The organism is Streptomyces sp. NPDC028305 (assembly GCF_055569495.1).
In genome coordinates this window covers 803051-828115 of sequence record NZ_JBVHTN010000003.1, presented here as the reverse complement: position 1 = coordinate 828115, position 25065 = coordinate 803051, and the positions used below count along the sequence as shown (strand labels likewise).

Genomic DNA, 25065 nt, shown 5'->3' with positions numbered 1-25065 from the left:
AGCGGGCCCCGCACACCGGCGGGGCCCGCTCAGCGCGTCAGCGGCTCACCACGTGGCGCGGAGCTGGCGGATGATCCGGCGGCGCAACCGCACTCTGCGGCTGCCGTCTGGATTCAGGCGAAGGCGGTCCAGCTCCCAGTGTCCGTACTCGGCATGGTCGGTCAGCAGGCGTGTGGCGGCCTTGCGGGAGACCCCGCGCGGCACATACACGTCACAGAATTCGTATTCCGGCATCGCATCTATTGTGCGGGACCAGGCCCGCTACGGATAGCGTCTGCACTATGTCTGATGCTGCGCAGCCATCCGCTGCCGAGGTACGCGCCGCCGCCGAAGCGGTGAAAGCCGCACTGGATCGTCACCTCGACGCTGTCGAACGCCGGTCCGGGGAGGACGACCGGGCCGTCTACGACGCGTTCAACGAACTGGCCGCGGCAGCCGAGGTGTACGACGAGCTGCTCTACGACGCCTACGACGAGGTGACGCCCTTCGAGATCCCTGGGGACGACTCCCTGCCCGCCTATACCGGGCCCGAGGAACCGAGCGCACTGACCGTGCTGATCCGCAGGGACTACGCGGTCGTCGAACCGCAGCGCCTGCTCGCGCAGGCCCGGCGGGTCGCCGAGCCGGACCAGGGCACCGGGGCCGGCGACGCCGGCGGGCCGGGCGGCGCGGCTGCCGTCGGCGACAGCGTGCAGGCCGCCGTCGGCGTGATCTTCGGCGAGTACGAACCGGACGAGATCGCCTCCCGCCACAAGGAGTTCGGCCTGGAGGAGGGCGACTCGACCCTGTGGGTGGCGGCCGGGGACGAGCTCCCGGAGCCGGGGGAGTGGCTGGCCACCCCCTTCGACCAGCCGGATCCGGAGCAGGTCGTCTGCCGCTTCGATGTGAGCTCGGTCTTCGACGAGGAGCTGGACGACGAGGACGACCTGGAGGTACTGGGCCCGGGGAGCTGAGCCCCGAGCACCTGCTTGAGGCGCCCGTCGCGCACGACGGCGCCTTGGACGCCCCGTCCGGCGAATCCGCGGACGGGGCGTCGTTCCATGTGAGGGCCTACCCGGCGGACGGGAGCTGCGTCTGGAGCAGCGACCGCAGCCGGGTGGTCCGCTCTGCCGCCGGGATCTCCGCCACCGCCCGCGCCAGGGCCGCCTCGGCGCCGTGCACCACGGACAGATGGCGCTCGCCCCGGCCGAAGGCCGTGTACGCCCAGGCCCTGGTCAGACCCGCGGCCGCGTCGCCGGGCAGCACCACGACCACCGCCGGCCAGCGGGCCCCGACCGCCTGGTGGGCGGTGAGCGCCCAGCCGAGGCGGACCGTGTCGGCGACCTGCTCACGGGGCACCACGACGGCGGTGCCCGCGCAGTCCAGATGCAGACCGTCGGCATCCGCCGAGACCACCGTGCCCGGCAGCGCACGGCCCGGCGCCGGGACATAGGCGACCCGGTCGCCCGGGTCGAAGCCGCCGAACCGGCCGGGGCCGGGGTTCAGCCGCTCCTTCAGGGCGGCGTTGAGCGCGCGGGTCCCCGCGCCGCCGCCGTGGCCCGGGGTGATCACCTGTGTGTGCTCCGGCTCCACGCCGATCGCGCGCGGCACCGAGTCGGCGACCAGCTGGACCGCGCGGTGCACGGCCTCGCCCGCGTCCCGCGCCGGGACGATCACGACCTCCTTGCCGGGGGCCTCGACCTGGTTGAGCTCACCGATCCCGATGCCCGAGACCAGCTCGCCGATCGGCCCGGGGTCCGGCGTCCGGGAGACCAGCTGGGGGCAGCGGCGGGCGGCCAGCAGATCCGCGAAGACCTTGCCCGGGCCCGCCGAGCCCAGCACACCGGGGTCCCCGCTCAGCACCAGCCGCGCACCGTCCGGCAGCGACTCCACGAGCATCGCCGCGGTCTCCACGTCCAGCTGCGGGGCGTCCAGCACGGCGAGCAGATCGAGCGCGAGCGCCCCGTCCTCGTCGCGGCCCGGGCCCTCGTGACCGGAGAGCAGCCCGGCGACGGTGACCGCCGAGGCGGCGTCGACCAGCGCGGCCAGCCGCTGCCTGCCGTCCTCGGTGTGCGCCGCCGCGTACGCCCGCAGCCCCAGGGACCTGGCCGCGGCGACGAGCGCCGCCGGTTCGGCCCGGGCGGCCTCGCCGCCGCTGTGCGCGACCAGCCCGTGGTCCGCCGCCGCGCGGATCAGCTCCGCGGCGGACGGGCTCGCTGCGGCGCCGGCCGCGGCCTCCCAGTCGGCCGCGCCCGGTGCGCCCGCGGCCACCTCCGCATCGCCGTCACCGGAGTCGCCGGACTCGCCGTCGGCCCCGCTCTCCTCGGTATCGGGCGCTGGGCCGCCGGACCGGTCGGCGAAGGTGCCGGCGAGCCGGGCCAGGCCGTCGGCCAGGCTCTCCTCCGCCAGGGCGAAGCGGTCCAGCCCCAGGAGGACCCGCACCGGCCGCTCCTCGTCCTCCCCGTTCCCGGCCGCCGGACGGGCGGCCCCCGGGGTGTCGAGGGCGTCCTGGAAGACCAGCACCCGGCCGTCCGCGATCGCGGAACGGAGCCCCGCGTCCGGATCCGGCACGGACAGCTCGGCGAGCCCGGCGCGCAGCGCGGAGGACTCCAGCGCGGTGTGCCCTTCGAGCGCCGCGCGCTCGAGCAGCCAGACCGTGAGCGCCTGCGACCGGCGCTCGTCGCCCGGCCCGCAGTCCGGCCCGAGCAGGGCCCGGGCGAAGCCGTCCGCCTGGTCGTGGCGCACACCGGGCACGGCCAGCAGCTGCCAGGGGTCCTCGCACAGCACCTCCGCGGCCCCCTCGCCCAGAGCGGCCGCGACCGCACCGGCCAGGGCCTCGGGGGCGCCGCCCTCGACCAGCACCTGCCGGACCTCGCCGGCGCCGGGGACGTCCCCCGCCGGGCGCGGCACCGGGCCGGGCGGGACAGTCGTGCGGACCGGCTGCCCGGCGCCCGGCCCGCCGGGCCCGGCCGACCGGGGCCGCTCGGGCCCCGGGCCGCCCGTACGCTCCCGGGCACCGTCAGGGCGGGCCCCGCCGCCCCCCGCGGCCCGCGCCGCGGCACCGCCGGGGCGGGCCGCGGGTGCGTCGTTGAAGAACGAGGCCGCCGACCGCTCGCCGCTCTCCACGGCCCGCACCGCCGCGGCCAGCGCCTCGGCCGCGGCGGACCGCTTGCCGCCCTCTGCGGGCTTGGCCGGGGACTCCTCGCTCCCCGTGCCGGAGGCGGACGCCGCCTGGGCTTTGCCCTTTTCGTCGCCACCGCTGTCGGGGGCCCCGTCGGCCCCGTCGGCCGCGTCCGTAGCCGTCCGCGCCGCGGGGGTGTCGGGGGTGGGCTCCTCCTCGGGGGCGGAGGCGGCCTCGCCGGCGAGGCGGTCGGTGCTCACAGGGTGCTCCAGTCCTGATCGGGATAGCGGTGCACGGGCGCCGACACATCGTCGAGCGCCCGGCAGATTTCCTCGGGAAGACTAAGCGCCTCCACTGACAGCGCCGCCCTGAGCTGCTGTGCGTTCCGCGCGCCGACGATCGGCGCGGTGACGCCCGGGCGGTCCCGGACCCAGGCGAGCGCCACATGCAGCGGGGTGGTCGCCAGGCCGTCGGCCGCGGTGCAGACGGCCTCGACGATCCGGCTCGCCTCCTCGTCGAGATACGGGGCGACGAAGGCCGCCAGCTGCTCGGAGGCGCCGCGCGAGTCGGCCGGGGTCGTGTGGCGGTACTTGCCGGTCAGCACCCCGCGGCCCAGCGGGGAGGAGGGCAGTATGCCCAGGCCCAGGTCCAGGGCGGCGGGCAGCACCTCCCGCTCGATTCCGCGCTGGAGCAGCGAATACTCCATCTGCGTGCTGGCGAGCCGGGTGTGCGCGCCGGGCGAGGCGAGCTGCCAGGTGGCCGCCTTGGCGAGCTGCCAGCCGGAGAAGTTGGACACCCCCACATACCGCGCCCGCCCACTGCTGACCGCGATGTCCAGCGCCTGGAGCGTCTCCTCGATCGGGGTGACCGGGTCGAAGGCGTGCACCTGCCACAGGTCGACATAGTCGGTGCCGAGCCGCGCGAGCGAGCCGTCGAGCGCGGCCAGCAGATGGCCCCGCGAGCCGTCGAAGCGGCGGTCGGGATCGGGGACGCTGCCCGCCTTGGTGGCGATCTGGAGGTCGCGGCGCGGCACGAGACCTTCCATCAGCTGGCCCAGGAGGTACTCGGCGCCGCCGTCCGCGTACACATCGGCGGTGTCCACGAGTGTCCCGCCCGCGTCCCAGAACGCCTTGAGCTGATCGGCGGCGTCGTGTTCTTCGGTGTCCCGCCCCCAGGTGAGCGTGCCGAGCCCGAGCCGGGATACGCGCAGGCCCGTGCGGCCGAGGTGCCTTAGCTCCATGAACGTTGAGATTACTGGCCGGAGATCGAACCGTGTTCGGCCTGTGGATAACCCGGTCCTGACGTACCCCGACGCGGCGCGCTAGAGTCCGGGCGACAAGGACGTTACTGATGGGTAAGGGGTGCGGCATGAGGCTCGGAATCAACCTCGGCTACTGGGGCGCCGGGATGGACGCGGACAACCTCGCGGTCGCCCGGGAGGCCGACCGCCTCGGCTACGCGGTCTGCTGGGCCGCCGAGGCGTACGGCTCCGACGCCGCCACCGTGCTCTCCTGGGTGGCCGCGCAGACCGAGCGCATCGACGTCGGGTCCGCCATCTTCCAGATCCCGGCCCGTACGCCCGCGATGACGGCGATGACCGCGGCGACCCTCGACTCGCTCTCCGGGGGCCGCTTCCGGCTCGGCCTCGGCGTCTCGGGACCGCAGGTCTCCGAGGGCTGGTACGGCGTGCGCTTCGACAAGCCGCTGGCCCGCACCCGCGAGTACGTGGAGATCATCCGCAAGGCCATGTCCCGCGAGCGACTGACCCACGAGGGCGAGAACTGGACCCTGCCGCTGCCCGGCGGCCCCGGCAAGCCCATCAAGCTCACCGTGCACCCGGTGCGCGAGCACATCCCGCTGTACATCGCCGCCATCGGCCCGAAGAACCTCGAGCAGACCGGTGAGATCGCGGACGGCGCGCTGGTCGTCTTCTTCGCACCCGAGCACGCCGAGGCGACGACCCTGGGCCCGATCCGCGCGGGCCGGGAGAAGGCCGGCAAGGACCTGAACGGCTTCGACCTGGTGCCCACCGTGCCGATGGCGGTCGGCGAGGACATCGACGACCTCGCGGACCGCTTCCGCCCCTACACCGCGCTGTACGTGGGCGGCATGGGCAGCGCGAAGCAGAACTTCTACAACAAGCTGGCGCGGCGGATGGGGTACGAGAAGGAGGCCGCCGAGATCCAGGAGAAGTACCTGACCGGCGACAAGGAGGGCGCCGCGGCCGCCATCCCGCGCGAGCTGATCGACTCCACGGCGCTGCTCGGGCCCGTCGAGCGCATCGCCGACCGGATGCGGGCCTACGCCGAGGCCGGGGTCACCACGCTCTCGCTGTCCCCGTCGGGCTTCACCCTCGACGAGCGCCTCGCGGGCCTCCGCGCGGGCGTCGAGGCCCTGGAGCGAGCCGGGCTGGCCTAGAGGCGTTCCGGCGGGGGACACCGGCCGGGCCGGGGAAGCCGGGGGGTTCTACGGCCGTGGTGGGGGCTCGGGGTGTCTTCCCCGCCACGGCCGTCACTCAGCACAACGCCTCGGGGCCCGCGCGGTTACGCGGGCCCGGCGCCCTCCCACTCGTCCGTCCGGCGCAGCCGGGCCGCCCATCTGTTGCCGCCGCCGACCCGCGGCATTTGACTTTTGCTGCGCGGAACGTCGTGCGACGCCGTGCACGGAGGTGGCGGAGATGCTCTCGGCGAAGAAGCTGTTCCAGGAGATCCTCGACAACGACGAGTCGTTCCGGCTCTTCTGCTCCATCGCCGCCAGCGGCGAGGCCCAGGGCGGCTGGGAGAACGGACGGATCGCCGCCCTCGTGCCGGAGAGCCAGCGCGCCCTCGCCCCGAAGATCGCCCGGCACGGCGCGGACGAGGACAAGCACGGCAGGATCTTCAACGCCCTGCTGCGCCGGCGCGGCCTCGACCCGGTCGAGATCCCGCGTGAGACCGACTACACGATGCTGCTCGAAGCGCGCGGCATCGGCCTCGCCCACGACAAGCTGCGCCGCGACGAGCCGCTGACCGAGCGCGACATCGTCATCTACCTCGCCCACAGCCGGGTCACCGAGCAGCGGGCCGCCGGCCAGATGGCGCAGCTGTGCCGGTACTTCGGGGACGATCCGCTCCTCGGCCGCGCGATCGGGATGATCTCGGGCGACGAGGACAACCACCTCGCCTACTGCCACGAGGAACTGCTGCGCCTGGCCACCGCCGGGCACGGCCGGACCATTCAGCGCGCCCTCAAGGAGTGCGCGCTTGCCGAATCGCGGGTCCACCGCGACGTCGGCCTCGCCGTGATGGCGCGCATGGGCCGCATCCTGGGCTGGTCGAGGGCCAGAGCGGCGCTGCTGGCGGCGGGCATCCGCGCCCTGTACGTGTTCGAGCGGCTCGGCGGCTGGCGGCGCATGGTGGCGCTGCGGATGCCCGAGCGGCGGGACGCGCTCGGCGGGCCCGCGACGCCCGCCCCCGAGTTCGCCTAGCCCGCGTACGTCCCGCTCCTGGCCGGTCGGCCACGGCGCCACCCCCGTCGGAGCCGGCCGCTCAGAGCCAGCCGCGTCCCTTGAAGAAGCGGTACAGCCCGAAGACCGCCACGATCATGAGCATCAGCGCCGCCGGATAGCCCCAGGGCTGGCTGAGCTCGGGCATGTGCTTGAAGTTCATGCCGTAGACCCCGGCGATCAGCGTGGGCACCGCGGCCATCGCCGCCCACGCCGAGATCTTCCGCATGTCGTCGTTCTGCCGCACACCCATCTGCGCCAGATGCGCGGCGAGTATGTCCGACAGCAGCCGGTCGAGCCCCTCGACATGCTCGTTCACCCGGGTCAGATGGTCGCTGACGTCACGGAAGAACGGCCGCGACCCCTCGTCGACGAACGGCACCCCCGCACCCGCGAGCCGCGCCATCGGGTCCGCCAACGGGCCTGTGGCCCGCCGGAATTCGAGCACCTGGCGCTTGAAGGCGTAGATCCGCCCGGCCGTGTTCGCCACCGCCCCCGACGGGCCGAACACCTCCGTCTCCAGCTCGTCCAGGTCCACACGGAGTGAGTCGGCCACGTCCAGATAATGGTCCACGACCGCGTCGGACACCGCGTACATCACGGCCGTGGGTCCGTGCTGGAGCACCTCGGGGGTCTTCTCCAGCCGCTCGCGGACCGCGCTCAGCGGATTGGCCCGGCCGTGCCGCACGGTCACCGCGAACGAGTCGCCGACGAACACCATCAGCTCTCCGGCGGTCACGGTGTCCGCCGCGTCGTCGTACTCGACCGGCTTGAGCACCAGGAACAGCGAGTCGTCGTAGACCTCCAGCTTGGGCCGCTGGTGGGCGCGCAGCGCGTCCTCGACGGCCAGCGGGTGCAGCCCGAACTCGCTGGTGACCAGCTCGAACTCCTTCTCCGTCGGCTCGTGCAGGCCGATCCACAGGAACGAGTCACCGGACGCTCTCGCCTGGTCGAGGGCGTCGGAGAAGTCGGCGGGCCCCTCGGTACGCCGCCCGTCCCGGTAGATGGCACAGTCCACGATCACGCGGGGCATTCTGCCCCGCTTACGGCAAAAGCGCACGGGGAGGCCCTCCGGGCGGCCCCGGGCGGCCCCCGGAGGCGCGGTGCGGGGGCCGTAGGGTGGCAGGCATGCCCACGCTGATCCTCGTCCGGCACGGCCGGTCCACCGCAAACACCGCGGGAGTCCTCGCGGGCTGGACGCCCGGCGTCGCCCTCGACGAGCGCGGCACGGCCCAGGCCGAGGCCCTGCCCGGGCGGCTCGCCGCTCTGCCGCTCGCCGCCGCCGTCACCAGCCCGCTCCAGCGCTGCCGGGAGACCCTGGCCCCGCTGCTGGCCGCCCGGCCCGAGCTGCCCCTGCACACCGACGAGCGCATCGGGGAGTGCCACTACGGCGACTGGTCCGGGCGCAAGCTCGCCGAGCTCGCCGACGAGCCCCTCATGAAGGTCGTCCAGCAGCACCCCTCCGCCGCCGCCTTCCCGGGCGGCGAATCCATGCGGGCCATGCAGGCGCGCGCGGTCGACGCGGTGCGCGACTGGAACGCCCGGATCGAGGAGGAGCACGGTGCCGACGCGGTCTACCTGATGTGCTCGCACGGCGACGTCATCAAGGCGCTCATCGCCGACGCCCTCGGCCTGCACCTGGATCTCTTCCAGCGCATCTCGGTCGAGCCCTGCTCGGTCACCGCCGTCCGCTACACCCGGCTGCGCCCCTTCCTCGTGCGGCTCGGCGACACCGGCGACTTCGGCTCCCTCGCACCCCGGCAGGACGACGCGGGCGCCGAGGCTGCCGAAGACACGAGCGCGGACGTGGGCGGCGGCACGGACGAAGACCGGGCCGGGGACGCGGAGGTGGGCGGCGGCGCGGGAGCACCGTGATCGCCGAGCGCAGTAGGGTGGTGCCGCGGCGCTGCCCAACCGCGCACAGCCGTGGCCGGGCAGTCGCGCGACCCCAGCAGTCGACACCCAAAACCCTGAAAACCACGTCGAACCAAATGGAGCAGGACGTTGTCCCGTCAGGTGTTCCTCTATGACCCGCCGGACCGTTTCGTCGCCGGCACGGTCGGGCTGCCCGGGCGCCGCACCTTTTTCCTCCAGGCGTCAGGGGGCGGCCGGACCACCAGCGTCGCGCTTGAGAAGACCCAGGTCGCCGCGCTCGCCGAGCGGATAGACGAGCTGCTGGACGAGGTGGTGCGGCGCACCGGCGGAAACGCCCCGGTGCCCGCCGTCGCGCCCCCGGACCTCTCCGACACCGCGCCGCTGGAGGTCCCGGTGGAGGAGGAGTTCCGCGTCGGCACCATGGCGCTCGCCTGGGACGGCGAGGAGCAGCGCATGATCGTGGAGGCGCAGGCCCTCGTCGAGCTGGAGGCGGAGTCCGAGGAGGACCTCGCCGAGGCCGAGGAGCGGCTGCTCCAGGACGAGGTCAACGGGCCGCCGATGCTCCGGGTGCGGCTCACCGGGCCCCAGGCGCGCGCGTTCGCCAAGCGCGCCCTGGAGGTCGTCAACGCCGGCCGCCCGCCGTGCCCGCTGTGCAGTCTGCCGCTCGACCCGGAGGGACACGTATGTCCGCGCCAGAACGGATATCGCCGCGGGGCGTGACGCCTCCGGAGCCGTCCGAGCTGCTGGCGCGGGGTGAGCTGACGGTGCGCGGCCGGGTCCGGGAGGCGTCCAACGCCGTGCTGTACTGCACGGTCGAGTACGAGGGCCACAGCGCCGCCTGCGTCTACAAGCCGGTGGCCGGGGAGCGCCCGCTGTGGGACTTCCCGGACGGCACCCTCGCCCAGCGCGAGGTCGCGGCCTACGAGCTCTCCGAGGCCACCGGGTGGGGCCTGGTGCCGCCGACCGTGCTGCGGGACGGGCCGTACGGGCAGGGCATGTGCCAGCTGTGGATCGAGGCGGCCACCGGCGAGGACGGCGACGACGCCCCGGAGCTGCTCGCGCTCGTCGACGGAGACGAGCCGGGCCCGGGCTGGAAGGCCGTCGCCTTCGCCGAGGTCGAGGAGGGCCGCACCGCGCTGCTGGTGCACGCCGACGACGAGCGGCTGCGCCGGCTGGCCGTCCTCGACGCCGTGATCAACAACGGCGACCGCAAGGGCGGGCATCTGCTGCCCGCCCCCGACGGGCGGCTCTATGCGATTGATCACGGTGTGACCTTCAACGCCGACGACAAGCTGCGCACCCTGCTGTGGGGCTGGGCGGGGGAGCCGCTGTCCGACGAGGCGCTCACCGTGCTGCGGCGGCTCGCGGACCGGCTGGCCGACGGCGATCCGCTCACCGCCCGGCTGGCCGAGCTGATCACAGAAGCCGAGATCGCGGCGCTGCGCGCCCGGGTCGCGGCCCTGCTGCGGTCCGGGTGTCACCCCAAGCCCAGCGGGCAGTGGCCCGCCATCCCCTGGCCCCCGGTCTGACGGCGTACCGGGCAGAGCCGGCAGACACAGCAGGTCACGGGCGATTCCGCAAGACCGCCTATCGAGCCAACTAGGGGCCATCCGGTTCGTATCCGGAAGCGGCATCCGGTTACGCTCGACACATGTATGCCTGGCCCGCTTCCGAGGTGCCCGCCCTGCCTGGCAGAGGCCGCGACCTGAGGATCCACGACACCGCGACCGGGGGAGCGATCACCCTCGACCCCGGCCCCGTCGCCCGTATCTACGTCTGCGGTATCACCCCGTACGACGCCACCCACATGGGACATGCGGCGACCTACAACGCGTTTGACCTTGTGCAACGCGTGTGGCTCGACACCAAGCGGCAGGTTCACTACGTCCAGAACGTCACCGATATCGACGATCCCCTGCTCGAGCGGGCCGAGGCGAACGGCGACGACTGGACGGCCCTCGCCGAGCGCGAGACCACCCTGTTCCGCGAGGACATGACGGCCCTGCGGATGCTGCCGCCGCGCCACTACATAGGCGCCGTGGAGGCGATCCCGGGGATCGTTCCGCTCGTGGAGCGGCTGCGCGACGCGGGCGCCGCCTACGAGCTCGAGGGCGACGTCTACTTCTCCGTCGAGTCGGACCCGTCCTTCGGCTCGGTCTCCGGACTCGACGCCGAGGCCATGCGGCTGCTGTCGGCCGAGCGCGGCGGCGACCCGGACCGCCCCGGCAAGAAGAACCCCCTGGACCCCATGCTGTGGCTGGCCGCCCGCCCGGGCGAACCGAGTTGGGACGGCGGATCCCTGGGGCGCGGCCGCCCCGGCTGGCACATTGAGTGCGTGGCCATCGCCCTCGACCACCTCGGCATGGGCTTCGACGTACAGGGCGGCGGCTCCGATCTCGCCTTCCCGCACCACGAGATGGGCGCCTCGCACGCCCAGGTGCTCACCGGGGAGCGGCCGTTCGCCAAGGCGTATGTGCACGCCGGCATGGTCGCCCTCGACGGCGAGAAGATGTCCAAGTCCAAGGGCAACCTCGTCTTCGTCTCCGCGCTGCGCCGCGACGGCGTGGACCCGGCGGCGATCCGCCTGGCCCTCCTCGCGCACCACTACCGCGCGGACTGGGAGTGGACCGACGGCGTCCTCCAGGAGGCCCAGGAGCGCCTCGCGCGCTGGCGCGCCGCCGTCTCCCGCCCCGACGGCCCCCCTGCCGACGCCCTCCTCGACGAGATCCGCACCGCCCTGGCCGACGACCTCGACGCCCCGTCCGCGCTCGCCGCGGTCGACCGCTGGGCGGCGGCGCAGGAGTCCGAGGGCGGCACGGACGAGGGCGCGCCCGGGTTGGTGTCCCGCGCGGTGGACGCGCTGCTCGGCGTCGCGCTGTAGGCCCTGTAAGGGCTGGAAGAGTCCCAAAGGGCGGCCCCCGTGCCCGTGCCACCGGGCCGGGGGCCGCCGGGTCTCAGCCGTGGTCCCCGGCCCGGCCCGGCGCCGGGTGCCGCGCCGCGTACGGGTCGGGCGGGGCGCCCTCAGGGGCCTCCGCCTCCAGCTCACGCCTGGCGGTGAGCAGTTCCTTCCGCGCCTTGGCGTCGACCTTCGGGTACTGCGGATCGATCTCGATCAGCGTGTGCGCCAGCACCGCCGCCGTGCAGATGCGGGCGAACCACTTCCGGTCCGCCGGTACGACGTACCAGGGCGCCCACGACGTGCTCGTGGCCGACAGCATCTCGGAGAACGCCTGCTGGTAGTCGTCCCACCACCGGCGCTCCCGGATGTCGGCCGCGGAGAACTTCCAGTTCTTCTCCGGCAGGTCGATCCGCTTCATGAAGCGGATGCGCTGCTCCTCCCTGGACAGATTCAGGAGGATCTTCACCACCTTGAACCCGTTGTCGGTGAGATAGCGCTCCCAGTTGTTGATCTCGCGGTAACGGCGCTCCCACAGCCGCCGCCCCGACGGCCGGGACGGCAGTTTCTGCCGGTCCAGGACCTCCGGGTGCACCCGGACCACGAGAACCTCCTCGTAGTGCGAACGGTTGAAGATCGCGATGTCGCCGCGCGCGGGCAGCCTGCGGGCGTAGCGCCACAGATAGTCGTGGTCGAGCTCCTCGGAGGAGGGCACCTTGAAGCTGCTGACCCGCACGCCCTGCGGGTTGACCCCGCTCATGACATGGCGGATGGTGCCGTCCTTGCCCCCGGCGTCGAGCGCCTGGAGACAGAGCAGCACCCCGTACGTGTCCTGAGCGGCCAGCCGCGTCTGGTACTCGGCCAGCAGCGACACCCCGGTCCGGAGCAGCTCGACGCCGGTCTGCTTGTTCAGACCGGCCTTGTAGCGGGGGTCGAAGTCCGCGACCAGGTCCACGGTCGACCCCGGCTTCACCCGCAGCGGCGCGATGAACTCCGCGATGCGCTCGGCCCTCTTGTCCGCCATCGCCGACAGCCCCTCTCTTCGTCCTGTTTGTCACACTCCGCCCTGCGGAGTGGCACGTCAAACGCGCCGGTGGGCCTCGGCCGCCGTCAGACGGGCTGCGTGGCCGGAGCCGTCCGGACGGCGGTCCGGGCACGGCGGGCGAGGAGCTTGCCGAATTCCCACAGGCCGAGGAAGACCACGGCGGACAGCAGGGCCCAGCCGAACTGGCGGGCGTCCAGGCTGGTGGTGCCCAGGATGCGGCGGAAGCCGTCGAGCTGGGTGGCCATGACGGCGAGCACGAACTGGGCCAGGGCGGTCCAGTTCATCTGCTTGCTGTCGAAGGTGGTCGCGGTGAGCACGGAGCCGGTCTCGCTGCGGCATTCGAAGGCCGCGACGATCAGGCACAGCGCGAAGGCGGTGAACGCGATGGAGCTGCCGATGTGGACGCTGCCGAAACGGGTCTCGCCCAGTTTGATCAGGCCGAGCAGGATGACGGTGAGAGCCAGCCCACTGAGGCCGACGGTGAGCATGACGGCCCTGGTCAGCACGGACTCCCCGCGAGGGCGGGGGGTACGGCGCATCAGCCCCGGGCTCTGCCGGTCGAAGCCCAGAGCGAAGCCGAAGGGCGCGTTCACGATGAAGTGGATCCACAGGACCTGCGGCGGCGGGAAGGGCTCACCCGAGGCGATGTTGAAGACGGTGGCGCCGAGAAAGGTCAGCACGAAGGCGACCAGCAGCAGCAGAACGAACCGGATGTACTTCGTCAGGTTGTCGTACAGCTTCCGGCCCTCCTCCACGGCGAAGACGATCGTGGAGAAGTTGTCGTCGGAAAGGATCATCCGGCCGGCGTTCTTCGCCACGTCCGTGCCGCTGCCCATCGCGATGCCGATGTCGGCGGCCTTGATGGCGGGCGCGTCATTGACGCCGTCGCCGGTCATCGCCACGACCTCGCCCTTCTTCTTGAGCGTGGCCGCGAGCTGCACCTTGTGCTCGGGGGCGACGCGCCCGACCACGCCGATGTCGTCGATCCGGGCCAGCTGCTCGTCCTCCGGCAGCGCGGCGAAGTCGGCGCCCAGGACGGCCTCACCGGGGATCCCGAGCTGCCGGGCGATGGCGGCGCCGGTGGTGACATCGTCCCCGGTCACCATGCGGACCCGGATATGGGCCTGCTGGGCGCTGGCCACCGCGTCCCGGGACTCCGCACGCGGCGGGTCGACCATGCCGACCAGGCTCGTCATCTTCAGATCGGTGACGAGGGCCAGGAGGTCCCCGTCGGGGTGGAACCGCTCCGGGTCCAGATCGCGGATGGCGGCCGCCATCACCCGGCGCCCCTGCGCGCCCATCCGCTCGGTCGCCTCCTCCGCGCGCCGGCGCAGCCCCTCGTCCCACGGGATGCTTTCGCCGCCCGAGAGCGCGGTGGCGGCCCGCGCCATCACCGCGGGCGCCGCGCCCTTGACGAAGCAGCGCACCACCGGCCGGCCCGAGGCGTCGACGGTGGAGTTGAAGGTGGCCATCAGCTTGTAGTCCGGGTCGAACGGCAGCGTGGCGAGGCGGGACAGCCGCTCCCGCGTGGCCCCGATGTCCAGGCCCGCCTTGTGGCCGAGCACGAGCAGCGCGCCCTCGGTCGGGTCGCCGACGACCTGGCCGTCGACCAGTTCCGCGTCGTTGGCCACCACATAGGGGAGGATCGCGTCCTCGATGCCCGCGGACGAGCCGGCGGCGTGGTGGACGCGCCCTTCCAGGCCGTACCCGGTGCCGGAGACCGTGTACCGGTCGGTGGGGCTGATGACCTCGACGGCGGTCATCTGGTTCATCGTCAGGGTGCCGGTCTTGTCCGAGTTGATCGCCGAGGTGAACCCCAGGGTCTCGACCGAGGGCAGCTCCTTCACGATCGCGTTGCGCCTGGCCAGGCTGAGACTGCCGACGGACAGGATCACCTGGGTCACCGTCGGCAGCGCCTCGGGGATCGCCGCGATGGCCAGCGACACGGCGCTGATGAACAGCGCGTCCCACGCCTCGCCCCGGCCGCGGCCGAGGGCGAACATCACGATCATGGTCAGGCCGGCCGCCCCCGCGATCCACAGCGTCAGGGTGTTGAGCTCCTTGGTGAGCGGCGACTCCTCCCGCGCGGTGGTCGACAGCATCCCGGAGATCTTGCCGAGCTCGGTGTGCTCGCCGGTCCCGGTGACGATCAGCACGCCGCTGCCGTGCGTCACCGGGGTGTTCATGAACGCCATGTTGGTCTGGTCGCCCGGCGCCAGTCCGGTGCCCGGCCGCGTGCCGGCGTCCTTGACGGCGGGGACGCTCTCGCCGGTGAGCGCGGACTCGTCGATCTGGAGGGTGTTGGCCTCGACGATCCGGCCGTCCGCCGCCACCTGGTCGCCCGCGGCGATCAGCACGATGTCGCCGGGGACGAGTTCCTCGGCCGGGATCTGTGACTCGGTCCCGTCGCGCCGCACCCGGGCGGTCACTTCCATCATCGACTTCAGCGCGTTCATCGCGCTCTCGGCCTTGCCCTCCTGGCGCAGGCCCACGACCGCGTTCAGCAGGGTCAGCGCGGCGAGCAGGATCCCGGTGCTCCACTCCTTGATCGCGAAGGAGACCACCGCGGCGATCACGAGAATGATCTGCATATAGCTGCGGTACTGCGCGAGAAAGCGCCGCCAGGTCGGCGGCGGCTTCTCCTCGGGCAGCGCGTTCCGGCCGTGCGCGGCCAGTAGTTCGGCCGCCCGCGCGGCGGGCAGCCCGACCGCCGGATCCACCCCGAGTGCGGCCGCCGCCTCCTGCGGCGTGCGCGCGTACCAGGCCTCGTCTCCCGCCATCGCCGCCCAGCCCTTTCTTCCGGTACGGCCACGCTGCGGCGTCACGGGGGGCGCGACAATCGCGGGGCGGCCATTCGCGGGAACGGGCGGGGCCGTTCGGGCGGCGGGGCGGGGCGCTCCGGGAGATCCGCCCCAGGGGCTGCCCGTGTGCTGCCCGGGGCCGCGTCACCGCGCCACCCGGGCAGTCATCGGGGCTCTGCCGGGCAGTCCTGGTCAGCGCCGGTCAGTGCTGCTCACTGCTGCTCAGCGCTGGTCAGAGCCGGTCAGTCCTGGTCGTCGGGGCGGTCGCGGCCGCCCTCGTCCCCTTCGCCGCCGCCCGTGCCCGGCTCCTGGGCCGGGCCGTCCTGGGCCGCGCCGTCCTGGGCCGGGCCGTCCCCCGCCGCTTCGTCCTGTGCCGCTTCGTCCTGCGCCGAGGGCCTGCGCGGCCGCGCGGAGCCGGTGCCGGGGCCGCTGCCCGTGCCGGGGCCGGCACCCGGGCCGGAGGCGTCGCGCAGATACGAGCCCGAGCCGCCCGCGACCCCGTCCCCCCGGTCCGCGATCCCGCCCGCGTCCGTCGCGTGTCCGCCCGGGCCCGGCTGGCCGTCCCGCCGCCGCAGATAGCGCTCGAACTCGCGGGCGATCGCCTCGCCGGACGCCTCCGGCAGCTCCGCCGTGTCGCGCGCCTCCTCCAGGGACTGGACGTACTCCGCGACCTCGCTGTCCTCCGAGGCGAGTTGATCGACGCCCAGCTGCCAGGCGCGCGCGTCCTCCGTCAGCTCGCCGAGCGGGATGCGCACACCGATCAGGTCCTCGAGGCGGTTGAGCAGCGCCAGGGTGGCCTTGGGGTTCGGCGGCTGCGAGACATAGTGCGGCACGGCCGCCCACAGGCTCACCGCCGGGACGCCCGCGTGGGTGCACGCCTCCTGGAGGATGCCGACGATGCCCGTCGGGCCTTCGTACCGCGACTCCTCCAGGTCGAGGCTGCGGGCCAGATCCGGGTCGGAGGTGACGCCGCTGACCGGCACCGGCCGGGTGTGCGGGGTGTCGCCGAGCAGCGCGCCGAGGACCACGACCATCTCGACGCCCAGTTCATGGGCGTACCCGAGGATCTCGTTGCAGAACGACCGCCAGCGCATGCTCGGTTCGATGCCGCGCACCAGCACCAGGTCGCGCGGCTTGTCGCCGCCCGCGGCGCGGACCACCGAGAGCCGGGTGGTCGGCCAGGTGACCTTGCGGATGCCCCCCTCGAGCGCCACGGTGGGCCGGTTGACCTGGAAGTCGTAGTAGTCCTCCGCGTCGAGCGCGGCGAAGACCTCGCCCTTCCATTCCCGATCCAGGTGCCCGACCGCCGTGGAGGCGGCGTCTCCGGCGTCGTTCCAGCCCTCGAAGGCACAGATCATGACCGGGTCGATCAGCTCGGGAACCCCCTCAAGCTCGATCACCCAGCGCCTCCTTCCGACCGGGGCGGACGGGTCGTACCGCCTCCGGTTGCAGTTCCATTCGCGTGCGTCCCAAGCCTAAGGCTTCCGGGGCCTGGCGCCGCAGCCCCCATGTGAGGGTGCGGAAGGGAGCGAGGAAGGCGCGGGGAAAAGGCGGCGAAGCGGCGAGGAAAAGGCGGCGAAGGGGTGAGGAAGGGGTAGGGAGCAGGGCAGGCACAAGCGTAGGCCCAGATTCATCCGACCTGTTGTCCGATCGGTTCGAGGAAAGTTCGCGCAGACCTCTGGACGGCCGGGCCCGTGCAGCGCTATACATCGGATCACCGCCAAAGGTCCGATGTTCTATCGGCGTCAGTCATGTTACGCAGGGAGTCACTGTTGAGATTGCGCCCGACCGTCACCGAGATCGAGGTCCATGACGTCCGGTTCCCCACCTCGGAAGAGCTTGACGGCTCGGACGCCATGAACCCCGACCCCGACTACTCGGCGGCGTACGTCGTGCTGCGCACCGATGCGCAGGACGAGACCGGCGGCGCCCCGGCCGAGGGACATGGCTTCGTCTTCACGATCGGCCGTGGCAACGATGTCACCGCGGCCGCGATCCGCTCGCTGCGCCCCCATGTCGTGGGCCGCCCCGCCCCGCTGACCGCGGCCGACCTGGGCGCGCTCTACCGGGATCTGACACACGATTCGCAGCTGCGCTGGCTCGGCCCCGAGAAGGGGGTCATGCATATGGCGGCCGGCGCGGTGGTGAACGCCGCCTGGGACCTGGCCGCCCGGCAGGCGGGCAAGCCGCTGTGGCAGTTCCTCGCCGACATGCCGCCGGAGGACCTGGTCCAACTGGTCGACTTCCGCTACCTCTCCGACGCCCTCACCCCCGAGGAGGCGCTGGAGATCCTGCGCGCCGCCGAGCCGGGCCGCGCCGAGCGCGCCGCGCAACTGCGCGAGCGAGGGTATCCGGCCTACACCACCTCCCCGGGGTGGCTCGGCTACTCCGACGAGAAGATGATCAAGCTCGCCCAGGAGGCCGTCGCCGACGGCTTCGGCCAGATCAAGCTCAAGGTCGGCGGCGACCTCGACGAGGACCTGCGCCGGATGCGCCTGGCGCGCGAGGCCGTCGGCCCCGAGGTGCGGATCGCGGTCGACGCCAACCAGCGCTGGGACGTCGCCGAGGCGCTGAGCTGGATGCGCGCCCTCGCCCCGTACGAGCCGCACTGGATCGAGGAGCCCACCAGCCCCGACGACGTCCTCGGGCACGCCGCCATCCGCAGCGGACAGCCCGTCAAGGTCGCCACCGGCGAGCATGTCGCCAACCGCGTGGTGTTCAAGCAGCTGCTCCAGGCCGGCGCCGTCGACTTCGTGCAGATCGACGCGGCACGGGTGGCCGGCGTCAACGAGAACCTGGCGATCCTGTTGCTCGCCGCCAAGTACGGGGTGCCGGTCTGCCCGCACGCCGGCGGCGTGGGCCTGTGCGAACTCGTCCAGCACCTGGCCATGTTCGACTTCGTCGCGGTCTCGGGCAGCTGGGAGGACCGGGTCATCGAGTACGTCGACCACCTCCACGAACACTTCGCCGACCCGGTCGTCATCGAGCGCGGCCGCTACCGCGCCCCGGCCGAGCCCGGCTTCTCCGCCCGGATGCACCCCGAGTCCATCGCCGCCTACCGCTATCCCGACGGGCCCGAATGGCAGGCCCGGAACGCCGCACAACAGGAGGGAACCTCGTGAACCAGGCCCACCCGACCGGCGACTTCGAGGGCATGGCCGCGCTCGTCACCGGCGGCGCCTCCGGTATCGGCGCCGCGATCGCCGCCCGGCTGCGCGACGGCGGCGCGCGGGTCGCGGTGCTCGACCGCGCCCCGGCCGGCGCCCCGGCCGGCACCCTCCCGGTGAAGGCCGACGTCACCTCCGACGAGGCGATACGCAACGGGGTCGCCGAGGCCGTCGCCGAGTTCGGCGTGCTGCACACCGTCGTCGGGAACGCCGGGATCGGCGCCATCGGCACCGTCGAGGACAACTCCGACGAGGAGTGGCTGCGGGTGCTGGACGTCAACGTCCTGGGCCTGGTCCGTACCGCCCGGGCCGCGCTGCCCCATCTGCGCGCCGCCGCGGCCGAGCGGCCCGGCAGCGTCTCCATCACCCACACCTGCTCGATCGCGGCCACCGCGGGGCTGCCGCAGCGCGCCGCCTACAGCGCCAGCAAGGGCGCCGTGCTCTCGCTGACCCTGGCCATGGCCGCCGACCATGTGCGCGACGGCATCCGCGTCAACTGCGTCAACCCCGGCACCGTCGACACCCCCTGGGTCGGCCGGCTGCTCGGCCAGGCCGCCGACCCGGCCGCCGAGCGCGCCGCCCTGGAGGCCCGGCAGCCGACCGGACGGCTGGTGTCCGCCGACGAGGTGGCCGCGGCCGTCGCGTATCTGGCGAGCCCCGCCGCCGCGGCCGTCACCGGCACCGCGCTGGCCGTCGACGGGGGGATGCAGGGCCTGCGCCTGCGCCCCGCCACGTAACTCGGCCCACGGCCCACGGCCGGCAGCCCACAGTTACCGGCCCAACCGCCGCACAGCGCCACCGCAGTCGCACCACCCCACAGCCCCGGAGCACAGAGCCGCACCATTCGATCAAGGACGGGACTCGATGAGGAGACTCCGCACGACCGGCACCGTCGCCTGTGCCGTGCTGCTCGCCGCCGCCGCACTCGCGGGCTGCAACCGCGAGAGCAACGGCGCCGGCGGGGGCAAGGTCGGTATCGACATGCCGCGCACGGACACGGACTTCTGGAACTCCTACCAGCAGTACCTCGAGAAGGGCATCGACGACGGCACGGTCAACGCGCTGCCGCTGTCCAACTCCCAGAACGACATCGCCAAGCTCGTCGCCAACGTCCAGGCCTTCACCGACCAGGGCGCCAAGGCGATCATCATGGCCCCGCAGGACACCGGCGCGATCTCCTCCACCCTCGACCAGCTGAAGGAGAAGAAGATCCCCGTCGTCAGCGTGGACACCCGCCCCGACGCGGGCGAGGTCTACATGGTCGTACGGGCCGACAACCGCGCCTACGGCACCAAGGCCTGCGAGTACCTGGGCAAGCAGCTGGGCGGCAAGGGCCGGGTCGCCGAACTCCAGGGCGATCTGAGCTCCATCAACGGCCGTGACCGGTCCGAGGCGTTCGCGTCGTGCATGAAGGACAAGTTCCCCGGCATCACGGTGCACGAGCTGCCCACCGACTGGAAGGGCGACGTCGCCTCCGCCAAGCTCCAGAGCCTGCTGGCCCAGCACAAGGACGTCGACGGCATCTACATGCAGGCCGGCGGCGCCTTCCTCCAGCCCACACTCGCGCTGCTCGAGCAGAAGAAGCTGCTCAAGCCCGCCGGTTCGGACGGGCACATCACGATCATCTCCAACGACGGCATCCCGGAGGAGCTGGACGCGATCCGCTCCGGGAAGATCGACGCCACCCTCTCCCAGCCCGCCGACCTCTACGCCAAGTACGCGCTGGAGTACGCCAAGGCGGCTCTGGACGGCAAGACGTTCAAACCCGGCAAGACCGACCACGGCTCCGAGATCGTCAAGATCAAGAACGGTCTGGAGGACCAGCTTCCGGCGCCGCTGGTCACCAAGGAGAACGTCGACGACAAGGCGCTGTGGGCCAACCAGCTCGAGAAGAAGTAGCCATGGCCGCCGCAGACCAGCCCGCCGCCACCGGGGCCGAGCCCACCGCCGTACGGGCGGAGCGCATCGTCAAACGGTTCGGGCCGACCCTGGCCCTGGACCGCGCGCAGCTGTCCGTACGGCCCGGGGAGGCCCATGCGCTGGTCGGGCGCAACGGCGCGGGCAAGTCCACGCTGGTGTCCGTGCTCACCGGCATGGAGCGCCCGGACGAGGGCACCGTCACCTTCTCCGACGAGCCCGCCCCCGGCTACGGCGACACCGCCGCCTGGCAGCGCAAGGTGGCCTGCGTCTACCAGAAGTCCATGGTGGTGCCCGATCTGACGGTCGCCGAGAACCTCTACCTGGGCCGCTTCCAGGGCACCGCGCGGATCCGCTGGCGCGCGCTGCGCGAGGACGCCCGCGCCCTGCTGGCCGAGTACGGGGTGGACGTCGACCCGCAGACCCGCGCCAAGGACCTCACCGTCGAGCAGGGGCAGTTCGTCGAGATCGCCAGGGCGCTGTCCTTCGGCGCCCGCCTGATCATCCTCGACGAGCCCACCGCCCAGCTCGACGCGGGCGGCATCGACCGGCTCTTCACCAAGCTGCTGGAGCTGCGCCGCCAGGGCGTGGCCTTCCTGTTCATCTCGCACCACCTCCAGGAGGTCTACGAGCTCTGCGACACCGTCACCGTCTTCCGTGACGCCCGGCACGTGGTGACCGCCCCGGTCGCCGAACTGCCCAAGGACGAGCTGGTCGCGGCGATGACCGGGGACGCCGAGGCCGGGCCGCCCGAGCGGGCGCGCGGAGCCGTGCCCGCGCCCCGCCCGGGCCGGGAGACCGGCCCGGGGGCGGAGCCGGTGCTGCGCACCGAAGGGCTCGCCCGCGCGGGCGAGTTCGACCCGCTGGACCTGGTGGTGCGGCCGGGCGAGGTGGTGGGCCTGGCCGGGGCCACGGCCAGCGGCAACACCGCGGTCGGCGAGACCCTCGTCGGGCTGCGCAAGCCGGACGGCGGGCGGGTGGCGGTGCGCGGCCGCGCCGTACGCCCCGGAAGCGTGCCGCACGCCATCGACGCGGGCATCGGCTACGTACCCGAGGACCGGCACCGCCAGGGCCTGGTCCTGGGCCGCAGCGTCGCCGAGAACGCCACGCTGACCGTGGCCGACCAGCTCGGGCCCTTCGGGACGGTGCTGCCCTCCCGGACCCGGGCCTTCGCCCAGCGCATGATCACCTCGCTCGACATCAAGACCTCGGGCCCCGGACAGCCCGTCTCCGGCCTCTCCGGCGGCAATCAGCAGAAGGTGGTCATCGCGCGGGCGCTCGCCCGCGAGCCGAGCGTCCTGGTGGCCATCCGCCCGACCGCCGGGGTGGACGTGAAGTCCAAGGACTCTCTGCTGGGCGTCGTACGGGAGGTGGCGGCGGCCGGCAGCGGCGCCGTGATCGTCTCCGACGAGCTGGACGACCTGCGGGTGTGCGACCGCGTGCTGGCGTTCTTCCACGGGCGGGTCGTCGCCGAGTTCGGCAGCGACTGGAGCGACCACGGGCTGGTCGCCGCGATGGAGGGGATGGCCGACCGGGAAACCGCGGCGTCCGCGGCGGTCGAAGCGGGGCACGGCGCGGAACAGGCAAGGGAAAACGCCGGAATTGAGGGGAAAGAGGGAAGCCAGTCATGACCGATACCGCACGGCAGCGCCCCGCCGAGGTGGTGGCGGCCGGCGACCCGGCGACGGCGGGACGGGCGCGGCCGAAGATCGACATCGCCCGCTGGCGGGATCTCTCCCTGGTCCCGGTGATCTTCGTCCTGGGCGTGATCGGCTTCATCGTCTCGCCCGCCTTCCTCACCCAGGACAATCTGATCGGCGTCGTCCAGCAGTCCACCGAGCTGGGGCTGCTGGTGCTGGGCGAGGCGCTGATCCTGATCTGCGGGCGGATGGACCTCTCCCTGGAGTCCACCATCGCCGTCGCCCCCGTGATCGCCCTGTGGCTGGTGCTGCCCGCCCACGGCGCCCGGTTCGAGGGCCTGGGCCTGCTGCCCACCTGGACCGCGATCCCGCTGTGCCTGGCCGTCGGCGCCGCGATCGGGGCGGCCAACGGCTTCCTCATCCTCAAGCTCCGCGTCAACGGGTTCATCGCCACGCTCGGCATGCTCACCATGCTGCGCGGCCTCCAGGTGGGCGTCGCCGAGGGCCAGTCGATCATCAACGTCCCCGAGTCCTTCCGCTACCTGGGCAAGGCGAGCTGGATGGGCGCCCCCGCCGCCGTGTGGATCTGCCTGGGGCTGTACGCGGTCGGCGGCCTGGCGCTGGCCTATCTGCGCCACGGGCGCGCGCTGTACGCCATCGGCGGCAACCCGGAGGCCGCGCGCGCCGCCGGGATCCGGGTCGACCGGATCACCTGGATCGTGCTGTCCGTCGGCGGGCTGCTCGCCGCCTTCGCCGGCATCCTCTACACCGGCCACTACGGCTCGGTGGCGGCCACCCAGGGCAACGGCTGGATCTTCCAGGTGTTCGCCGCCGCGGTCATCGGAGGCATCAGCCTCAAGGGCGGGCGCGGCACGCTCTTCGGCGCGCTCACGGGTGTGCTTACGCTTCAGTTGGTGGTCAATGTGATGACGCTCGGCGGCGTTCCGCCGCTGTGGAACCAGTTCATCAACGGCTCGATCATCATCGTCGCGCTCATCATCTCCCGCTATGCCAGCGGCGAGAAGCAGGACTGACCGACAGCATGACCGGCGAGAAAGGCGAGTGACCCATGGCGCAGCCACCCGAGGGGCCGCGCGAGCTCAGGCGCACGGGCGTACACGTACCGGCGCTCGGGCTCGGCTGCGCGACCCTGGGCAATCTGTACACCGCTATGCCCGACGAGCGCGCCCTGGCCACCGTCCAGGCCGCCTTCGAGGCCGGGTGCACCTATATGGACACCGCGCCGCACTACGGGGTCGGCCTCTCCGAGGAGCGCCTCGGGCGCGCGCTGGCGGGCCGCGACCGCGCCTCGTACACCCTCTCCACCAAGGTGGGGCGCGCCCTGCGGCCGCGCAGACCCGGGGAGCCGGTCGACGCCCAGGGGTTCGTGGCGACCCCGGACCGCGTCCGCGAGTGGGATCTGACCCGGGACGGGATCCGCGCCACCCTGGAGTCCTCCCTGGACCGCCTCGGCCTGGAGAGCGTCGACATCGTCTACCTCCACGATGTGGAAAACCACATCCCCGAGGTCTATGAGACCGCCTTCCCGGCCCTGGCCGAACTCCGCGACCAGAAGCGCGTACGCGCCATCGGCTTCGGCATGAACCACAGCGATGTGCTCGCCCGGTTCGTGGCCGACCTCGACGTCGACGTCGTGCTGTGCGCCGGCCGCTGGACCCTCCTGGAGCGCACCGCCCACGACGACCTGCTGCCCGTGTGCGAGCGGCGCGGCACCTCCGTGGTCGTCGGTGGCGTCTACAACTCCGGCCTGCTCGCCGACCCCGGCCCGAACGCGCACTACAACTACCAGCAGGCGCCCGCCGACATCCTGGAGCGCGCCCGGCGCCTGGCCGCGGTCTGCGCCGAGTTCGGCGTGCCGCTGCGGGCGGCGGCCCTGCGCTTCCCCTTCGGCCACCCGGCCGTGGCCGCGGCGGTCGTCGGCTGCGCCTCGCCGGAAGAAGTGCGCGACAACGCCGAGATGTTCGGATACGACATCCCGGACGAGCTGTGGCCGGCCCTGGTGGACCGCGGCCTGCTGGACGAGGACCTCCCCCTGCCGACGACGACCGCCCGCTGACGCCCCACTGCCTACCCGGAGGAGCGCACTCCCGTGCCGCGCATCGACGCCCACCACCATCTGTGGGACCTGGCCCGCCGCGACCAGCCCTGGATGGACGGCCCCTGGGCCGACCCGATCCACCGTACGTTCACCCTCGAGGACCTGGAGCCGCACCTCGGGGCGAACGGCGTCGACGCCACGGTCGTGGTGCAGTCCAGCTCCTCCCACGACGAGACGGTCGAACTCCTCGCCGTGGCCCACGCCTCGGCCCGCGTCGCGGGCGTCGTCGGCTGGGCCGATCTCACCGACCCCGCCCTGCCCGACGTCCTCGCGGCCCTGCGCGCCGCGCCCGGCGGGGACCGCCTGGTCGGCCTGCGCCACCAGGTGCAGGACGAGCCGGACCGGCACTGGCTGGCCCGCCCCGACGTCCGCCGCGGGCTCGCCCACCTCGCGGACGCGGACCTCGCCTACGACCTGCTGATCACCCCGCGCGAACTGCCCGCCGCCATCGACGCCGTCCGCGATCTGCCCGGCCTGCGCTTCGTCCTCGACCACGCGGCCAAGCCGCCCGTCGCGAGCGGCGCCCGCGACCCCTGGGACGGGGAACTGGCCGCGCTGGCGGCGCTGCCGAACGTCGTCTGCAAGCTCTCCGGTCTGGTGACCGAGGCCGCGTGGGACTCCTGGCTCCCGGAGCACGTGCTGCCCTACGCGGAGCATGTGCTCGACACTTTCGGCCCCGACCGGGTGCTCTTCGGCTCCGACTGGCCCGTATGCACCCTCGCCGCGACCTACGACCAGGTGGTCGACCTGGCCGACCGCGCCACGCGGCGCCTCACGGAGGCGGAGCGGGCGGCGGTCTTCGGCACCTCGGCGACCCGCGCGTACGGCCTCGGCGCGTAGCGCCTGCGGCGGGCTTGCTCCCCTCCCCGCCCCTTCCCGCAGCATCGATATGCGGATCCGCCGCGTGGGGGGCTCTGCCCCGGACCCCGGTCCTCAGTCGCCGGACGGGCTGGCCAGCCCGTCCGGCGATTGAGGACACGCCCGGAGGGCGTCCGGGGGTCTGGGGGCTTGCCCTCAGTTT

Annotated in this window: 21 protein-coding genes; 14 read left to right on the top strand and 7 right to left on the bottom strand. The window is 73.1% G+C overall.

The window, feature by feature from the left end:
- Nucleotides 1–45: 45 nt before the first annotated feature.
- Entirely contained in the window at nucleotides 46–234 is a 189-nt protein-coding gene (locus ACZ4WQ_RS15125) for a DUF5703 family protein (protein ID WP_018537156.1), read from the bottom strand.
- 47 nt (nucleotides 235–281) lie between these two features.
- Between ACZ4WQ_RS15125 and ACZ4WQ_RS15120 the strand changes: the two genes are divergently transcribed.
- Nucleotides 282–953, top strand: coding sequence for a hypothetical protein (locus tag ACZ4WQ_RS15120; protein ID WP_358847059.1), 672 nt, complete (start codon nucleotides 282–284; stop codon nucleotides 951–953).
- Nucleotides 954–1050: 97 nt separating this feature from the next.
- On the opposite strand, the gene ACZ4WQ_RS15115 is transcribed toward ACZ4WQ_RS15120, so the two are convergent.
- Complete coding sequence (locus ACZ4WQ_RS15115) at nucleotides 1051–3360, bottom strand: helix-hairpin-helix domain-containing protein (RefSeq protein ID WP_398371896.1); 2310 nt, start codon at nucleotides 3358–3360, stop codon at nucleotides 1051–1053.
- Complete coding sequence (locus ACZ4WQ_RS15110) at nucleotides 3357–4340, bottom strand: aldo/keto reductase (RefSeq protein WP_311725258.1); 984 nt, start codon at nucleotides 4338–4340, stop codon at nucleotides 3357–3359. The genes ACZ4WQ_RS15115 and ACZ4WQ_RS15110 overlap by 4 nt, the downstream gene beginning before the upstream one ends.
- 128 nt (nucleotides 4341–4468) lie before the next feature.
- Between ACZ4WQ_RS15110 and ACZ4WQ_RS15105 the strand changes: the two genes are divergently transcribed.
- Nucleotides 4469–5518 (top strand): LLM class F420-dependent oxidoreductase, encoded by a 1050-nt coding sequence (locus ACZ4WQ_RS15105; protein ID WP_311725259.1) that lies wholly within the window; start codon nucleotides 4469–4471, stop codon nucleotides 5516–5518.
- Between the two features lie 259 nt (nucleotides 5519–5777).
- On the top strand, nucleotides 5778–6566 hold the full coding sequence (locus ACZ4WQ_RS15100; RefSeq protein WP_311725260.1) for a ferritin-like domain-containing protein: 789 nt from the start codon (nucleotides 5778–5780) through the stop codon (nucleotides 6564–6566).
- Between the two features lie 61 nt (nucleotides 6567–6627).
- Here ACZ4WQ_RS15100 and corA read toward each other — a convergent pair whose 3' ends face one another.
- Complete coding sequence (gene corA / locus ACZ4WQ_RS15095) at nucleotides 6628–7617, bottom strand: magnesium/cobalt transporter CorA (protein ID WP_311725261.1); 990 nt, start codon at nucleotides 7615–7617, stop codon at nucleotides 6628–6630.
- A 95-nt stretch (nucleotides 7618–7712) separates the two neighbouring features.
- Between corA and ACZ4WQ_RS15090 the strand changes: the two genes are divergently transcribed.
- From ACZ4WQ_RS15090 to mshC, 4 genes are all read left to right on the top strand, one after another.
- Entirely contained in the window at nucleotides 7713–8459 is a 747-nt protein-coding gene (locus ACZ4WQ_RS15090; RefSeq protein WP_311725262.1) for a histidine phosphatase family protein, read from the top strand.
- 129 nt (nucleotides 8460–8588) lie between these two features.
- Nucleotides 8589–9179, top strand: coding sequence for a DUF3090 domain-containing protein (locus tag ACZ4WQ_RS15085; protein WP_311725263.1), 591 nt, complete (start codon nucleotides 8589–8591; stop codon nucleotides 9177–9179).
- The gene (locus ACZ4WQ_RS15080; RefSeq protein ID WP_311725264.1) at nucleotides 9143–9988 is read left to right on the top strand and encodes an SCO1664 family protein; all 846 of its coding nucleotides are present in this window, start codon (nucleotides 9143–9145) and stop codon (nucleotides 9986–9988) included. Before ACZ4WQ_RS15085 ends, ACZ4WQ_RS15080 begins: the two co-directional genes overlap by 37 nt.
- Before the next feature lie 122 nt (nucleotides 9989–10110).
- Entirely contained in the window at nucleotides 10111–11340 is a 1230-nt protein-coding gene (gene mshC, locus ACZ4WQ_RS15075; RefSeq protein ID WP_311725265.1) for a cysteine--1-D-myo-inosityl 2-amino-2-deoxy-alpha-D-glucopyranoside ligase, read from the top strand.
- Nucleotides 11341–11413: 73 nt separating this feature from the next.
- Here the strand turns inward: mshC and ACZ4WQ_RS15070 are convergent, their stop codons facing one another.
- The 3 genes from ACZ4WQ_RS15070 to ACZ4WQ_RS15060 all read right to left on the bottom strand — a co-directional run bounded on the left by ACZ4WQ_RS15070 (nucleotide 11414) and on the right by ACZ4WQ_RS15060 (nucleotide 16601).
- Nucleotides 11414–12379, bottom strand: coding sequence for a polyphosphate kinase 2 family protein (locus tag ACZ4WQ_RS15070; RefSeq protein ID WP_358847065.1), 966 nt, complete (start codon nucleotides 12377–12379; stop codon nucleotides 11414–11416).
- 86 nt (nucleotides 12380–12465) lie between these two features.
- Complete coding sequence (locus ACZ4WQ_RS15065) at nucleotides 12466–15180, bottom strand: cation-translocating P-type ATPase (protein WP_468022216.1); 2715 nt, start codon at nucleotides 15178–15180, stop codon at nucleotides 12466–12468.
- Nucleotides 15181–15443: 263 nt separating this feature from the next.
- Nucleotides 15444–16601: a PAC2 family protein gene (locus ACZ4WQ_RS15060; RefSeq protein ID WP_468022215.1), complete on the bottom strand. Its 1158-nt coding sequence runs from the start codon at nucleotides 16599–16601 to the stop codon at nucleotides 15444–15446.
- Between the two features lie 378 nt (nucleotides 16602–16979).
- Between ACZ4WQ_RS15060 and ACZ4WQ_RS15055 the strand changes: the two genes are divergently transcribed.
- The 7 genes from ACZ4WQ_RS15055 to ACZ4WQ_RS15025 all read left to right on the top strand — a co-directional run bounded on the left by ACZ4WQ_RS15055 (nucleotide 16980) and on the right by ACZ4WQ_RS15025 (nucleotide 24884).
- Nucleotides 16980–18323 carry an L-fuconate dehydratase gene (locus ACZ4WQ_RS15055; RefSeq protein ID WP_468022235.1) on the top strand — a complete coding sequence of 448 codons (1344 nt, stop codon included), beginning with the start codon at nucleotides 16980–16982 and terminating at the stop codon, nucleotides 18321–18323.
- A 32-nt stretch (nucleotides 18324–18355) separates the two neighbouring features.
- A complete protein-coding gene (locus ACZ4WQ_RS15050; protein ID WP_468022234.1) occupies nucleotides 18356–19105 on the top strand; it encodes an SDR family NAD(P)-dependent oxidoreductase in 750 nt (249 codons plus the stop codon).
- A gap of 127 nt (nucleotides 19106–19232) precedes the next feature.
- Complete coding sequence (locus tag ACZ4WQ_RS15045) at nucleotides 19233–20267, top strand: sugar ABC transporter substrate-binding protein (protein ID WP_311725269.1); 1035 nt, start codon at nucleotides 19233–19235, stop codon at nucleotides 20265–20267.
- A gap of 2 nt (nucleotides 20268–20269) precedes the next feature.
- A complete protein-coding gene (locus ACZ4WQ_RS15040) occupies nucleotides 20270–21916 on the top strand; it encodes a sugar ABC transporter ATP-binding protein (RefSeq protein ID WP_385350688.1) in 1647 nt (548 codons plus the stop codon).
- The gene (locus tag ACZ4WQ_RS15035; RefSeq protein WP_361191263.1) at nucleotides 21913–22959 is read left to right on the top strand and encodes an ABC transporter permease; all 1047 of its coding nucleotides are present in this window, start codon (nucleotides 21913–21915) and stop codon (nucleotides 22957–22959) included. Before ACZ4WQ_RS15040 ends, ACZ4WQ_RS15035 begins: the two co-directional genes overlap by 4 nt.
- 35 nt (nucleotides 22960–22994) lie before the next feature.
- Nucleotides 22995–24002 (top strand): aldo/keto reductase, encoded by a 1008-nt coding sequence (locus tag ACZ4WQ_RS15030; protein ID WP_385350692.1) that lies wholly within the window; start codon nucleotides 22995–22997, stop codon nucleotides 24000–24002.
- A 33-nt stretch (nucleotides 24003–24035) separates the two neighbouring features.
- Nucleotides 24036–24884: an amidohydrolase family protein gene (locus tag ACZ4WQ_RS15025; protein WP_311725273.1), complete on the top strand. Its 849-nt coding sequence runs from the start codon at nucleotides 24036–24038 to the stop codon at nucleotides 24882–24884.
- Nucleotides 24885–25065: the final 181 nt, after the last annotated feature.